Source organism: Hydrogenophaga sp. LT287 (genome assembly GCF_055702805.1).
In genome coordinates this window covers 1-14,240 of sequence record NZ_JBVPZC010000023.1, presented here as the reverse complement: position 1 = coordinate 14,240, position 14,240 = coordinate 1, and the positions used below count along the sequence as shown (strand labels likewise).

The window sequence follows — 14,240 nt, the reverse complement described above, 5'->3', positions numbered from 1 at the left end:
TGAAAACAAAAGAACCGGTCCAACGTGGCGGCCGCCGTGGGCGGCTCACAAACCATGTTGGGGCGTGACGCTATTGAACCGGGTTGCTGGCAGCGGGTATGTGACCTGCGTCACAAAGCGTTCACCGGTCGCTAACTGGCCGCTCAGCGTGTTTGCAGGGCCGCCAGGTTGCGCAAGGCCGCGCTGTCGCAAATGGTGATGCACTCGCGCGAGAGTTCAACGAGGCCGTCGCGCTCGAAGCGGTGGAGCAGCCGGGTGACGATTTCGCGCACCGTGCCCAGCTCGTCGGCCAGCGCCTGGTGGGTGGCGCGCACCTGCTGGCCGTGGCCGAGCAAGGTGGCCGCCAGGCGGCTGTCGAGCCGCTGGAAGGCCACGGCCTCGATCAGGCTGGTCAGGTCGGCCATGCGCAATGCAAACAGGCCGAGCACAAAGTTGCGAAAACCCGCGTCGGCCATGGCCACCTGGAAGTCGGGCGGAGACAGCAAGGTCAGGGTGGTGTCGGTGGTGGTCACGCCGTGGGCGGTGAGGGGCTGGTCCGCAAACAGCCCGGCGGAAGACACCAGGCACATCTCGCCGGGCAGCACGCGGTACAGTTCCAGCTCCCGCCCATTGGCGGCGCTGCGCGACACGCGGACCTCGCCTTGCAGCACCATGGGAAAGCCCTGGCAGGTGTCGTGTTCCCGAAACAGGGGCGTGCCGGCGGGTACCCGCACCAGGTTCAGCCGGGGGAGCAGTTCCGGCAGCGAACCCATGGCGGGGTACAGCGTCAGCAGGCTCAGGGCATCGGTGTCGGGCATGGGCGCATTGTAGGAGTCTGATCGCGTCCCGGATTCGAATGGCCTGGCTTAGTTCGTTCAAATATTTTGAACTTAGGCTTCAAGCGCTTTGACGCAGCGGGAACAGGCGATTGCCTAAACTGCGTGTATGTCTAAAGCGTTCGTCTCCCGCTATCACCCTGTGGCCGTGGCTCTGCACTGGTTGCTGGGCGTGGCGCTGATCGCTATTTTTTCGCTCGGTCTGTACATGGCCGATCTGCCGTTCTCGCCCCAGCGCTTGCAGTTTTACAGCTGGCACAAGTGGGCCGGGGTGACGGTGTTGACGTTGTCGTTCGTGCGGTTGCTCTGGCGCCTCACGCACCGCCCGCCCGCTTTGCCGGTGGCTATTGAAATGGCCATGCCTGCCTGGCAGCGCACGGCGCACCATGCCACCCACCTCGGTTTGTATGTGCTGTTTTTTGCGGTGCCGTTGCTGGGCTGGGCCTACAGTTCGGCCGAGGGTTTTCCCATCGTGTGGTTGGGTCTGGTGCAGTTGCCCGACTTTGTGCCGGTGAGCGAAAGTCTGGCCGATGTGCTCAAGCCGCTGCACAAGTTTTCGGCTTACGCCATGGCGGCGCTGGTGTTGCTGCATGTCGCCGGCGCGCTGAAACACCACTTTGTTGACCGCGATGGTCTGTTGCAACGCATGGGCTTGGGCCGCAGCTGACCCATTTGTTTTCAGGAATTTTCACATGATCCGTTCTCTTTCCCTCGCCCTGGCTGTTGCGTCGCTCTTGCCGCTGTCTGCCCTGGCCCAACAGGCGCTGGTCCCTGCGCAAAGCGAAGTCTCTTTTGTGAGCCGCCAGATGGGCGTACCGGTCGAAGGCAAGTTCAAGACCTTCAGCGCCCAGGTGGCGTTTGACCCCGCCAAGCTGGCCACCAGCCAGATCGCTTTCACGGTGGACACGGGCAGCGCCGACATCAGCCGCGAAGCCAACGCCGAATTGCCCAAGGCCACCTGGTTCAACGTGGCCGCCTTCCCCAAAGCCACATTCCAGTCCAGCAGCATCAAGCGGCTCGATGCCAGCAAATTTGAAGTCACTGGCAAGCTGAGCATCAAAGGCCTGAGCAGCGACGTGGTCGTGCCCGTGACGCTGGCCCAGAACGGCGCCACCACCACCGCCACTGGCGCCTTCCCCATCAAGCGCCTGGCCTTCCGCATTGGCGAAAAAGAGTGGGCCGACACCTCGATGGTGGCCGACGAAGTGCAAGTCAAATTCAAGATCGCCCTGACCGGTGTGCCCAAGCTCTGATCCATTTTTTGTTTTTTTCACCCCCAACCCCACCTAGGAGTTCACCCATGCGCAAATCCCTGACCTTGCTGGCCGCAGCCGCCACCTTGTCCACCGGCGTTTTCGCCGCTGACTACGCGATCGACCCGACGCACACCTTTGCCACGTTCGAGATCGGCCACTTTGGCGCCAGCGTGAACCGCGGCCGCTTCGACAAGAAAGAAGGCAAGATCTCGTTTGACAAGGCCGCCAAGACCGGTTCTGTGGACATTTCCTTTGACGTGGCTTCGGTCAACACCGGCACGGCCGGCTTTGACAAGCACCTGCAGAGCGCGGACATCCTGAACGCCGAGAAATTTCCCAAGGCCCAGTTCGTGTCCACCAAGTTCCATTTCAATGGTGACAAGGTAAGCTCTGTGGACGGGAACCTGACCCTGCTGGGCAAGACCCAACCGGTGACGCTCAAGGCTAACCAGTTCAACTGTTTCGAGAGCCCCATGCTCAAGCGCGAAGTGTGTGGTGGCGACTTCGAAGCGACCATCGACCGCACCGCGTTTGGTGTGAACTACGGCGTGGACTGGGGCTTCCCGAAAAACGTGCGTCTGGTGCTGCAGGTGGAAGCCGTTAAACAGTAATTCCCCCCTGCGCCGCTGCGCGGCTTCCCTCGAGGGGGACCGCACCAGCGGCCTGGCGGAGCCAGTTCCGCGGTGCGTCTGGGTTCAGACACACCACTCCGCCAGCTTTCTCCCATAGAAAAGGCCCGCTCACAAGCGGGCCTTTTCTATGGGAGGGTGGCGCTTTCCAGGCGGCTCAAAAACAGCATCGCTTGTTCCCGGTTATCGCCGCACATCTCTGCGCTGGGTTGCAGCGAACCGCACACCGTTGGCCGTTCAGGCAGGCCAAACAGCTGGCAGCGCAGCGCTTCATCCAGATGGGGGCAGGGCACGCCGGCCGGCTTGCCCGCCGGTAAACCGGGCATGGGGCTGCTGATGGACGGCGCGATGCAGCACGCCGCGCAGCCGGGGCGGCAGTTCAAGCCTGAAATTTCCGGGCCGCCCACAGCACCTGGTCCACCACCCCGTGCAGGGCGGTGCGGTTCGATTCGAGCGAGAGTTGACCGTTGGGGTCAAACGCCTCAAAGGCCTTGGGCAGGGCAAACTGCTTGGGCGCCACCCAGCACTGCAGGTTCATCAACACCGGCGTCAGATGCGCCAGGCCACGCAGGCCGCCCAGTGCGCCGGGCGAGGCGCTGAGCAAGCCCACCACCTTGCCGGCAAAAGCTTTGGTGCCCTGGCCCCAATCGGGGTCGCCCTTGATGGGGCTGGACACCCAGTCAATGGTGTTCTTCAGCAGCGCCGTCATGCTGCCGTTGTATTCGGGCGCGGCGACCAGCCAGGCGGGGTGCGCGTGGAAGATTTCTTTCAGGCGCACCACATCGCGGGGCGTGCCTTTGGCTTCCAGGTCGGCGTTGTACATCGGCACGTCAAAGTCGGCCAGGTCCAGCCGCGTCACCTGCGCGCCTTCGGCTTGGGCCATGTCGGCAGCGGTCGCTGCGAGCTGGCGGTTGTAAGACTGGGCACGTGTGCTGCCTGCGAATACGAGGAGGGGGATGGGTGTGGTCATGCCTCCATTGTGGCGCACCCGGTGGTGCACGCTGGTGGCTGGAGCAGGCGCCTTGAGGACAAAGATGGGAGAATTGGCGCCTGCCTTGCGGGTGTCCATCGGGCACCGGCGCGCGAGCGCCACCGCGCCTGGCAGCTGTTTCACGTGAAACACCCTCTCTTTTGCATTGTTGGGCGCCGCCCTTTGGCGGAGCCCCGGAGCCCCATTTATGTTGTACCCCCAGGAATTTGATGTCATTGTTGTGGGCGGTGGCCATGCCGGCACCGAGGCCGCGCTGGCGGCTGCCCGCATGGGCTGCACCACGCTGCTGCTCACCCACAACATCGAAACACTGGGGCAGATGAGCTGCAACCCCAGCATTGGCGGCATTGGCAAAGGCCATTTGGTGAAAGAAGTGGACGCGCTGGGCGGCGCCATGGCGCTGGCCACGGACGAAGGCGGCATCCAGTTTCGTATTTTGAACAGCAGCAAAGGCCCGGCGGTGCGTGCCACGCGCGCCCAGGCCGACCGCATTTTGTACAAGGCCGCCATTCGCCGCATGCTGGAAAACCAGCCCAATCTGTGGCTGTTTCAGCAGGCCGTGGACGACCTGATGGTGGAGGGCGACCGGGTGGTGGGTGCCGTGACGCAGGTGGGTATCCAGTTTCGCAGCCGCACGGTGGTGCTCACGGCGGGCACCTTTCTGGATGGCAAGATTCATGTGGGGTTGAACAACTACGCGGCCGGGCGCGCGGGTGACCCGCCGGCGGTGTCGTTGTCGGCCCGCTTGAAAGAGCTGAAGCTGCCCCAGGGGCGGCTCAAAACCGGCACGCCGCCCCGCCTGGACGGCCGCAGCATCGACTACAGCAAATGCACCGAGCAGCCCGGCGACGGCGTGCCGGGCGGCATGAACGCCGACAAGCCGGTGCCCGTGTTCAGCTTCATGGGGGGCGCGGTGGCGCACCCGCAGCAGGTGCCGTGCTGGATCACGCACACCAACACCCGCACGCACGACATCATTCGCAGCGGTTTTGACCGCAGCCCCATGTTCACCGGCAAGATTGAGGGCGTGGGCCCGCGCTACTGCCCGAGCGTGGAGGACAAGATCAACCGCTTCGCCGACAAGGACAGCCACCAGATTTTTCTGGAACCCGAGGGCCTGACCACACACGAGGTGTACCCCAACGGCATCTCGACCAGCCTGCCGTTTGACATCCAGTACGCGCTGGTGCGCAGCATGCCCGGCCTGGAAAATGCGCACATTTTGCGGCCCGGCTACGCCATAGAGTACGACTACTTCGACCCGCGCTCGCTCAAAAACAGTTTTGAAACCCGGCAGATTCAGGGCTTGTTCTTTGCTGGCCAGATCAACGGCACCACCGGCTACGAGGAAGCCGCCGCACAAGGGTTGTTTGCCGGGCTGAATGCGGCTCTGCAAGTGAAGGGCGAAGCGCCCTGGCTGCCCCGGCGCGACGAGGCTTACCTGGGCGTGCTGGTGGACGACCTCGTGACCCAGGGCGTGACCGAGCCTTACCGCATGTTCACCAGCCGGGCCGAGTTTCGCCTGCAGCTGCGCGAAGACAACGCCGACATGCGCCTGACCGAAGCCGGGCGCCGCATAGGCTTGGTGGACGATGCGCGTTGGGATGCTTTCAGCCGCAAGCGCGACGCGGTGGCGCGCGAAACCGAGCGCTTGAAGGCGACTTGGGTGAACCCCCGCAGCCTGCCGGCTGAAGAGAGCGAGCGCGTGCTGGGCAAGGCCATTGAGCACGAACACAACCTGTTTGACCTGCTGCGCCGCCCCGGTGTGGGCTACGCCGATCTGGCAGGCATGGACAGCGGCAAGTACGCCGGCCCTGATGTTTCACGTGAAACGCTGGGCGATTTGCTGGAGCCTGTGGTGGAACAGGTGGAGATAGCGGCCAAGTATTCGGGCTACATCGACCGTCAGAAGAGTGAGGTGGAGCGCGCAGCCTTCCACGAAGGCATGCCGCTGCCGGGCGACTTGGATTACATGCAGGTGGCGGCTCTATCGTTTGAAGCGCGGCAAAAGCTGGCCAAGCACCGGCCCGAAACGCTGGGGCAGGCCTCGCGCATATCGGGCATCACGCCGGCCAGCATTTCGCTATTGCTGATTCACCTGAAAAAAGGCGGCTTCCGGGGCTTTGCCACCTTGCCTGCAGAAAGCGAAGTGTCGGCATGAGCGCAGCGCCGGGCCGCCCCCAAGCCAGCTCGCACCGCAGCCCTCAGGGCGAAGGTACACCCGTTCACCGCGATGTGTTGTTGAAAGGCTTGCAGGCCTTGGGGTTGCCGCTGGCCGAAGCGCAAGTGGCGCTGCTGCTGGACTACCTGGCTCTGCTGCAAAAGTGGAACAAGGTCTACAACCTGACGGCCGTGCGCGACCCGGCCGAGATGATGACGCACCACCTGCTGGACAGCCTGTCGGCCATTCAGCCGCTGTTGCGCCACACGGCCGACCGGTCTGTCAAATTGCTCGACGTGGGCTCGGGCGGTGGTTTGCCTGGTGTGGTGATCGCCATCACCTGTCCCCGCATCGACGTCAGCTGTGTAGACACGGTGGGTAAAAAAGCGGCGTTCATTCAGCAGGCGGCGGCCACGCTGAAGCTGCCCAACCTCCGCGGCGTGCATGCCCGGGTGGAAAGCCTGAAAGCCGAGGAGGGCGGTGGCTTTGATGTGGTGTGTTCGCGCGCCTTTGCTTCGCTGGTCGATTTTGTGTCGTGGTCGCGCCCGGCGCTGAAGCCTGGTGCCGTGTGGATGGCCATGAAAGGCAAGCACCCGGTCGATGAATTGCTGGACTTGCAAAATGCGGCCCCATGGGCCGAAGTGTTTCACGTGGAACCCTTGCAGGTGCCCGGGTTGGACGCCGAGCGCTGTATCGTTTGGCTGCGCGAGCGCCCGATCGCCTGAATGGCTTGAGGCGGGCGTTGCGACCCGGGCGCGTGGACCACGGCTGCTTGGCCCCGTTCACGTAAACTCACCCCTCTACTTCTGGGGGTTTTCATGTTTGGCGTTGCAGATTACGGCGCATTTGTCGCGGCCATTGTGGTGTTTCTGGCCATTCCCGGTCCAGGCAACCTGGCGCTCATCACCTCCACCAGCAAGGGCGGCATACGCGGCGGCCTGGCGGCTACCCTGGGCGTCATCGCGGGTGACCAGGTGCTGATGTGGATGGCCGTGGCGGGCGTGGCCGCGCTGCTGGTGGCTTATCCAGCCGCTTTCAGTGCGGTGCAATGGCTGGGCGCCGCCTATCTCGCTTGGTTGGGCTGGAAAATGATCAGCGCCAAGCCCGGTGACAAGCCCGTGCTCAACATCCGCCCGCGCCAGTACTTTCAACAGGCGCTCACCATCACGCTGCTCAATCCCAAAGCCATTGTGTTTTACATGGCGTTTTTTCCTTTGTTTGTGGACCCCGCCAGACACCAGGGCCTCGTGACCTTTGGCGCCATGGCGGCCACCGTGGCTGTACTCACTTTCTTGTATGGCCTGACCGCTGTGCTGCTCACCCATTTCCTGGCTGAGCGGATGCGGGCCAACCCCGTGATTGCGCGCACGCTGGAAAAGCTCGCCGGTGTTTTCCTGATCGGCTTCGGCATCAAGCTGGCCATTTCCAAATAATTACAACTACCGAAATCACCCATGGCCAAAATTTTCTGCGTTGCCAACCAGAAGGGTGGCGTCGGCAAGACCACCACCACCGTCAACCTGGCGGCCGGACTTGCCAAGGTGGGGCAGCGCGTGCTCATGGTGGACCTGGACCCCCAGGGCAACGCCACCATGGGCTCAGGCGTGGACAAGCGCAGCATGGCGCTGTCGGTGTACGACGTGTTGCTCGAATCGGCGTCGGTGGCTGAAGCGGCCATCAAGTCTGAAAAGTGCGGCTACGACGTGCTCGGCGCCAACCGCGAACTGGCGGGCGCCGAGGTGGAGTTGGTGGACGTGGAGCGGCGCGAAAAACGGCTGAAGACCGCGCTGGCGGCGGTGGAGGCCGACTACGACTTCGTGCTCATCGACTGCCCGCCGTCGCTCTCTATGCTCACGCTCAACGGTCTGTGCTCTGCCAACGGCGTGATCGTGCCCATGCAGTGCGAGTACTTTGCGCTCGAAGGGCTGACCGATCTGGTCAACACCATCAAGCAGGTGCACGCCAACCTCAACAAAGACCTGCAGATCATCGGTTTGCTGCGCGTCATGTTCGACCCGCGCATCACCCTGCAGCAGCAGGTGAGCGACCAGCTCAAGGCGCACTTTGGCGACAAGGTGTTTGACAGCGTGATACCGCGCAACGTGCGCCTGGCCGAAGCGCCCAGCTACGGCCTGCCCGGCGTGGTGTTTGACCCGTCGGCCAAAGGCAGTCAGGCCTTTGTGGCCTTTGCCAAAGAAATGGTCGAACGCAGCGGCGCGCCTTGAGCGCTCACCGTTCCACGTGAAACACCGGCATGAAGCCTGACAACGTCCTCATCTTGCCCGGCTGGCAAAACAGCGGGCCAGACCACTGGCAAAGCCGCTGGGAAGCCTTGCACGGCTACCGCCGCGTCGACCAGCACGACTGGATGCGACCGCGCCGTGGCGACTGGATCGCGCGGCTGGAAGACGTGATCCTCGCCACTGACGGGCCGGTGGTGCTGGTCGCCCACAGCCTGGGCTGCGTCCTCACCACCGCCTGGGCACAGGTTTCGCACAGCACCGCGCGTGTGCAAGGCGCGCTGCTGGTGGCGCCGGGCGATGCCGAACGCGACGAACTGCGCGGCGTGTTGCCCAGCTGGTCGCCCATCCTGCGCCAGCGCCTGCCGTTTCCCAGCGTGCTGGTGGGCAGCCTCAACGACCCATATTGCGATTTTGCCAAAGCGCAGTCGCTCGCCGACAGCTGGGGTTCGCGCTTCATTGACCTCGGTGAACGCGGCCACATCAACGCCGAATCGGGCCTGGGCGACTGGCCTGAGGGGCGTGCCATGCTGCTTGAACTGACGAACCTATAAAAAGGACACCATGGTCACCAAAAACCCCAAAGGCCTTGGCCGCGGACTTGAAGCCCTGCTGGGCCCCAAAGTGGCAGAAGCCGCTTCGCCCGACGCGCAGGAAAACGAGCGCAACGCCACGCCAAGCAGCTTGCCGCTGACCGAGCTGGTGGCTGGCGTTTACCAGCCCCGCACCCGCATGGACGAGGGCGCGCTGTACGAGCTGGCCGAGAGCATCAAGGCGCAGGGCATCATGCAGCCCATTCTGGTGCGCAAGCTGGCCGATGGCCCGAACGCTGGCAAGTACGAGATCATCGCCGGCGAGCGCCGCTTCCGGGCCTCCAAGCTGGCCGGGCTGGACAGCGTGCCGGTGCTGGTGCGAGACGTGCCGAACGACGCTGCCGCCGCCATGGCGCTGATCGAGAACATCCAGCGCGAAGACCTCAACCCGCTGGAAGAAGCCCAGGGTTTGCAACGCCTGGTGAAAGAGTTTGGACTCACTCACGAACAGGCCGCGCAGGCGGTGGGCCGCTCGCGCAGCGCCGCCAGCAACCTGCTGCGCCTGTTGCAGCTGGCCGACCCGGTGCAGACCATGCTGATGGCGGGCGACCTGGACATGGGCCACGCGCGGGCGCTGCTGGCGCTGGACAAAGCCACTCAGATCACGGCGGGCAACCAGATTGCAGCCAAAAAAATGTCGGTGCGCGAGGCCGAGAGTCTGGTGAAGAAGCTCAGCGCCGAATTTGCGCTGGCGCCGCAGAAGCTGAAAAAAGAAAAGTCGCGCGACATCAAGCGGGTGGAAGAAGAACTGGCCGACCTGCTGACCGCCGACGTGGAGGTGCGGGTGAAAAAGCGGGTGAAGCGCCATGGGCGCTTTGAAGAGCTGGGTGAAATTGCCATCCAGTTTGGCTCGCTGGACGAGCTCAACGGCCTGATTGAGCGGCTGGGCCGAACCGCCAACCGCTGAAAGGTCGTTCCCATGCTGGCAACCCTGGCGCGCTGGTGGCCCCTGCCGGCTTTGCTGGTCTGGGCGGCGGCGTGGGGCGTTTTTGTACTGGCCGGGCAGCTCGGCATGGGCGCGCTGGTGGGGGTGCTGCTGGCGTGCGCGCTGGGGGTCGCGGGCAGCCTGCTGGCTGGAAGCTGGTGGCGCCGGCTGATGGTGGGCCTGGGTTTTCCGCTGTCGCTGGCGCTGTCCGGGGCGGCCAGCCTGGCCGCCTGGCACTGGCTGTTGCCATTGGCGCTGTTGTTGCTGATCTACCCGCTAAACGCCTGGCGCGACGCGCCGCTGTTTCCCACCCCGCGCAACGGGCTGGATGGGCTGGGTCAGCGCGTGCCCTTGCCCGCAAACGCGCTGGTGCTGGAAGCCGGTTGCGGCCTGGGCGATGGTCTGAAAGCCTTGCGCCAGGTGTACCCCGGCGCCAGGCTGCACGGGCTGGAGTGGAGCTGGCCACTGCGGGCTGCCTGCGCGCTGCGTTGCCCCTGGGCGCGGGTGCGCCAGGGCGACATATGGCGCGCCGACTGGGCGCCTTACCAGATGGTTTACCTGTTTCAACGGCCCGAGAGCATGGGCCGTGCGGTGGAAAAAGCGGCGGCAGAGCTCCAGCCCGGCGCCTGGCTGGTGAGCTTGGAATTCCCGGCCCCAGGCCTGGTGCCCAACGCCGCACTGCAAGACCGCGGGCGGCCGGTGTGGGCTTACCAGGTGCCGTTTCAGCGCCGTTCGGTACCCGAAAAATTGGCCGGCTCGCCGTTAAAACCTCGGTGAGCGCTGCCGCCAAGCGGCTGCAAGACGTTCTGACGCGCACGTGACGGACGTCCGGAGTGGTGTTGCGACGGGGCTCCCTGCCTGTGCAGTCGAGCACACATGAGTCAATCCATTCCAGTTGCACGCTCGCCATCAAGGCATCCACTAGAGTTTCAAAGGCATAGTATCCAGGCCGGACGTCGCCGCTTCAAGTACTTTGGTATTCAAAACGAAAGCGGACCGATGTAGACCGGTTTGATCTGTCTGTTTTTGAAGGGAACTTGTGATGAGCAACGGGATGAATCTGCAGAGCGTCAAGCGCATGGCCGTTTTGGGTGGTGGCTTGCTGTTGGTGGCCACGGCGCAGGCCGGTATGGTGACCGACCGCAACGGCAATGTGGGCTACGACACCGCCGCTGAGTGCGATGCCGCTGTGGCCGCTGGCAGCGCCCGTTACTACCAACCCTTCACCGAGCATCCGCCCCTCAAGCGTGCAGGCGAGGCCGACGTGAAAGTGATGAAACTCAGCGAACTGATGGCAGCGCAACAAGCTGCCGCGGCCCTGGGTTACGACGCAGCAGGCTACGCCAAAGGCGCTTGCGACGTGGGCGTGGGCCGCAGCAACAGCCGCGACGGCGTGAGCCCGGAATTGATCGGCAAATACGTACCCTACAGCCCGGCGATGTCGGTGAACGTGTACTTCGACCGCCAGGGCACGCCGGTTCGTGCCAGCATGCAGCAATGCGACAACAACTTCAGCCGCAACCTGCCGCGCCCGGTGGGCAACTCAACCCCGGTGTCGGTGGTGCCTGCGACCGAGTGTTTCGCCAACGTGTTGATTCCGGCGCGCTTTGAGACGCGCACCGAACAGGTGGTCAAGGTGCCGGCCACCAAGCGCTATGAGGTGGTGCCCGCCACCTACAAGACCGTGTCCGAGCAAGAACTGGTCAGGCCGGAAACCCGGCGCCAGATTCCTATTCCAGCGACTTACAAAACGGTGACCGAAGAGGTGGTTGTGAGCCCCGCCACCTTCCGCGAAGAACCGGTGCCCGCCACGTACAAAACGGTGGTGGAGTCCGTCGTCACCAAGCCTGCCAGCACGCGTGTTGAAGTGGTGCCTGCCACCTACAAGACGGTGACTGAGCAAGTCATTGCCACGCCCGAGCGCAAAGAGCTGCGCGTGATTCCCGCGACCTACGCAGAAACAGAAGAAACCGTGGTGGACCGCCCGGCAACAACCCGTGTTGAAGCGGTGCCCGCCACCTTCAAGACCGAAACCGAGCAGGTACTGGTTAAGGCAGAGTCGCTGCGTTATGAGCCTATTGCGCTGCCGCTGCGCACCGTGTCTGAGGAGGTGCTGCGTACCGAAGCCAGCGCCCGCCTGGAGGCCGTGAAGCCGACCTTGCGTACCGTCACCGAGCGCGTACTGGTGAAAGAGGCGAGCAAGCGACTGATTGAAGTGCCGGCGGTGTTCGAGACCGTGACCGAGCGCGTAAAAGTGGCTGACGCTACCCGGGAATGGAAGCGTGGCCGTGCCTGGGTCGGGCAAGCGATCAATGTGCGGCCTTTGCGAGGCTTTGTGGTGGGGGCCGATGGCAAGGTGGATGGCAACCGCGTTGAACTGGATGCCGCGGTAGAAAACCGCAGCACAGGTGTGGTGGACACCCGTGTGGTGACGGCCAACAACACCAACCTTGACGACGACGTGATGTGTTTAGTGGAAATTCCCGAGCGCTTTGAGACCATCACCCGCCAAGTGCTCAAAACGCCTGCGTCGGTGAGGGAGGTGGAGATTCCCGCCGAATACGCCACCGTCACCCGCCAGGTGCTCAACACCGAAGCAGGTACCCGTGAGGTTGACATCCCTGCCACCTACCAGTCGGTGACGCGTCAGGTCATTGATACCGACAAGCTGCGTGCCATGGGTTACCGGTTTGACGAGAAAGGCGACATCGTAGCCACGCCAAAAGGCGAGAGGGTGTTGCGCGCGGCAGCCGTTGCCGGTCTGGCGGGCGCTGACACCACCGCTGGAGCCCAGTCCGGTGAAGAGGGCTATGTGCGTGAAATCAAGCAGCCCGCCGAATACCGCACGCTCACTCGCCAGGTGGTAGCCACGCCAGCCACGGTACGCACCGTGGAAATTCCCGCGACTTACAAGACCGTCAAAACCCGGGTTGTGGCAAGTCCTGCCCGCACCGAAGAGACCATCATCCCCGCCACATTCAAGACCGTGTCCCGCCAGGTTGTCGCCACCGCGGCCAGCTCGCGAGAAATTCCGGTGTCTGCCATCATGGGCACCGTGCAGCGCCAAGTGGTTGACACGCCAGCGTCCACCCGTCAGATCCCGGTGGCTGCGGTGATGCAAACCTTGTCGCGGCGTGTGGTGGACACCCCCGCCTCGTTCCGCGAAGAGGTGATTCCTGCGGTGTTCAAGACGGTTGAGCGCCAGGTGGTGGACACCCCAGCCACCACACGTGAAATCGATGTGCCGGCCCAGTTTGAAACCCTGAGCTACCAGTTCAAGGTCTCCGAGGCGAAGGCCGATCGCCGTGCGGTGTTGTGCGAGACCAATGCCTCACCCGCCAAGATCATGGAAATCCAGCGTGCCCTGCGCAGCGCAGGCTACAACCCGGGCGCCATTGATGGCGTGATCCGAGGCCAGACCATGAACGCCGTGAACCAGTACCAGCAGGCCAAGGGCTTGCCTGTGGATGGTTTCTTGAACCTCGACACCGTGAAAGCGCTGGGCGTGTCGCCCAACTGATCCGCAGGTCGGTTCAAAAAGCCTTCCTTCGGGAAGGCTTTTTTTGTCTCCGCGCCACAGCCTCCAACCTGGCATTTCCAGTGGGTCAGCGTGTTGGCCCGATTGATCCGGCCCTGTGAAGTCTTAAGCTGCATATCGAACGTGACGGTCCTGGAAGTAGCTCATGACGCGCTCGGGGTTTTGCTCCAGCATCGCCATGTGATCGTTGGCCGCATCGCGTAGCTTGGCCTTGGTTCGCACCGGCACGCGCTTGCCCATCTCCTGCTTCAAGTCCGCATTGAGCCGCTCCTCTGGGTTGAGCTGTGGGCTGTAGCTGGGCAGGTAGAACAACTCGATCTGGTCCTGCCGCTCAGCCACCCAAGCCTTCACCAGCTTGCTGTGGTGGACCCGCAGGTTGTCCAGAATCAGAAAGACTTTTTTACCCGCGTCCTTGATCAAAGCTTGTAGGAATTCGATGAGCTTCTCAGCATCGAAAGCCTCGTCAATGATCATCCACCGCGTCTTGCCCTGGTTGGTCACCGTGGCAATCATGGAGAGCTTTTGACGGGTGCCGCCCACGGCCATGGCCACCGGTGTTTTGCCCGCTGGCGCGAAGCTCCTGCCGCGCACATCGGTGTTGACCAAGGCCGTCTCGTCGCCCCAGTGAATCTCGGCCCCCTCGGCCCTGGCGCGCTGCTCAATGCCGGGGTACTCGCCCTCCAACCAAGCCTGCACGGCAGCAGGGCTTTGCTCGTAAGCGCGCTTGATGGGCTTTTGCGGTGTGAAGCCCCAGCGGGTGAGGTACTTGCCGATGCTGCGCACTTGCAGCTTGATGCCAAATTCCTGTTCGATGAGCTGACCCACTGCGGCCCGGCTCCACAAGCTGAAATCCATCTTGAGCTGCTCGGGGCGTTTGTCGATGATCAGGCGCTGGATGGTGTCTTCCTGCGCCTGACCGAGCACCCGGCCATCGCCTCTGGCTCGTCCACGAACAGCGGGACGTATCGCACCCCAGCCGCCAGCGTCAAACAGATCGATAGCCGTTCGCACTGTCGGGTAGCTCAGCCCCGTCATCGTGACGATCTGCATGATCTTGGTGCCTTGTCTGTACAGCCTCACGACCTGTTTGCG

General features: G+C 63.4%; 15 protein-coding genes. 11 read left to right on the top strand and 4 right to left on the bottom strand.

The window, feature by feature from the left end:
• Positions 1-143: 143 nt before the first annotated feature.
• Positions 144-797: a Crp/Fnr family transcriptional regulator gene (locus AC0GNR_RS14880; protein WP_304835263.1), complete on the bottom strand. Its 654-nt coding sequence runs from the start codon at positions 795-797 to the stop codon at positions 144-146.
• 127 nt (positions 798-924) lie between these two features.
• On the opposite strand from AC0GNR_RS14880, the gene AC0GNR_RS14875 reads away from it, so the two are divergent.
• The 3 genes from AC0GNR_RS14875 to AC0GNR_RS14865 are packed head-to-tail and all read left to right on the top strand — an operon-like array spanning position 925 to position 2,682.
• A complete protein-coding gene (locus tag AC0GNR_RS14875; protein ID WP_472901696.1) occupies positions 925-1,482 on the top strand; it encodes a cytochrome b in 558 nt (185 codons plus the stop codon).
• 25 nt (positions 1,483-1,507) lie between these two features.
• The gene (locus AC0GNR_RS14870; RefSeq protein ID WP_472901695.1) at positions 1,508-2,068 is read left to right on the top strand and encodes a YceI family protein; all 561 of its coding nucleotides are present in this window, start codon (positions 1,508-1,510) and stop codon (positions 2,066-2,068) included.
• 47 nt (positions 2,069-2,115) lie between these two features.
• On the top strand, positions 2,116-2,682 hold the full coding sequence (locus AC0GNR_RS14865; protein WP_304835269.1) for a YceI family protein: 567 nt from the start codon (positions 2,116-2,118) through the stop codon (positions 2,680-2,682).
• Positions 2,683-2,828: 146 nt separating this feature from the next.
• On the opposite strand, the gene AC0GNR_RS14860 is transcribed toward AC0GNR_RS14865, so the two are convergent.
• Together AC0GNR_RS14860 and AC0GNR_RS14855 are read right to left on the bottom strand one after the other, a co-directional pair.
• Complete coding sequence (locus tag AC0GNR_RS14860; protein WP_472901694.1) at positions 2,829-3,083, bottom strand: YkgJ family cysteine cluster protein; 255 nt, start codon at positions 3,081-3,083, stop codon at positions 2,829-2,831.
• Positions 3,080-3,670, bottom strand: coding sequence for an NADPH-dependent FMN reductase (locus tag AC0GNR_RS14855; RefSeq protein WP_472901693.1), 591 nt, complete (start codon positions 3,668-3,670; stop codon positions 3,080-3,082). Before AC0GNR_RS14855 ends, AC0GNR_RS14860 begins: the two co-directional genes overlap by 4 nt.
• Before the next feature lie 208 nt (positions 3,671-3,878).
• Here AC0GNR_RS14855 and mnmG point away from each other — a divergent pair, with 208 nt between their 5' ends.
• The 8 genes from mnmG (at position 3,879) to AC0GNR_RS14815 (ending at position 13,130) form a co-directional block, all read left to right on the top strand.
• Positions 3,879-5,852 carry a tRNA uridine-5-carboxymethylaminomethyl(34) synthesis enzyme MnmG gene (mnmG, locus tag AC0GNR_RS14850; protein ID WP_472901692.1) on the top strand — a complete coding sequence of 658 codons (1,974 nt, stop codon included), beginning with the start codon at positions 3,879-3,881 and terminating at the stop codon, positions 5,850-5,852.
• Entirely contained in the window at positions 5,849-6,577 is a 729-nt protein-coding gene (gene rsmG, locus AC0GNR_RS14845) for a 16S rRNA (guanine(527)-N(7))-methyltransferase RsmG (protein WP_472901691.1), read from the top strand. Before mnmG ends, rsmG begins: the two co-directional genes overlap by 4 nt.
• Before the next feature lie 93 nt (positions 6,578-6,670).
• Positions 6,671-7,285, top strand: coding sequence for a LysE family transporter (locus tag AC0GNR_RS14840; RefSeq protein ID WP_472901690.1), 615 nt, complete (start codon positions 6,671-6,673; stop codon positions 7,283-7,285).
• Positions 7,286-7,306: 21 nt separating this feature from the next.
• Positions 7,307-8,077 (top strand): ParA family protein, encoded by a 771-nt coding sequence (locus tag AC0GNR_RS14835; protein ID WP_472901689.1) that lies wholly within the window; start codon positions 7,307-7,309, stop codon positions 8,075-8,077.
• Between the two features lie 29 nt (positions 8,078-8,106).
• Positions 8,107-8,646, top strand: a complete 540-nt coding sequence (locus AC0GNR_RS14830) for an RBBP9/YdeN family alpha/beta hydrolase (protein ID WP_472901688.1) — start codon at positions 8,107-8,109, stop codon at positions 8,644-8,646.
• 10 nt (positions 8,647-8,656) lie between these two features.
• On the top strand, positions 8,657-9,592 hold the full coding sequence (locus tag AC0GNR_RS14825; RefSeq protein WP_472901687.1) for a ParB/RepB/Spo0J family partition protein: 936 nt from the start codon (positions 8,657-8,659) through the stop codon (positions 9,590-9,592).
• Between the two features lie 12 nt (positions 9,593-9,604).
• Positions 9,605-10,387 carry a class I SAM-dependent methyltransferase gene (locus AC0GNR_RS14820; RefSeq protein ID WP_472901686.1) on the top strand — a complete coding sequence of 261 codons (783 nt, stop codon included), beginning with the start codon at positions 9,605-9,607 and terminating at the stop codon, positions 10,385-10,387.
• Between the two features lie 277 nt (positions 10,388-10,664).
• The gene (locus AC0GNR_RS14815; RefSeq protein ID WP_472901685.1) at positions 10,665-13,130 is read left to right on the top strand and encodes a peptidoglycan-binding domain-containing protein; all 2,466 of its coding nucleotides are present in this window, start codon (positions 10,665-10,667) and stop codon (positions 13,128-13,130) included.
• Positions 13,131-13,253: 123 nt separating this feature from the next.
• Here AC0GNR_RS14815 and AC0GNR_RS14810 read toward each other — a convergent pair.
• Positions 13,254-14,240 (bottom strand): IS630 family transposase (locus AC0GNR_RS14810; protein WP_472901375.1); only part of this gene is annotated, 987 nt, incomplete at its 5' end.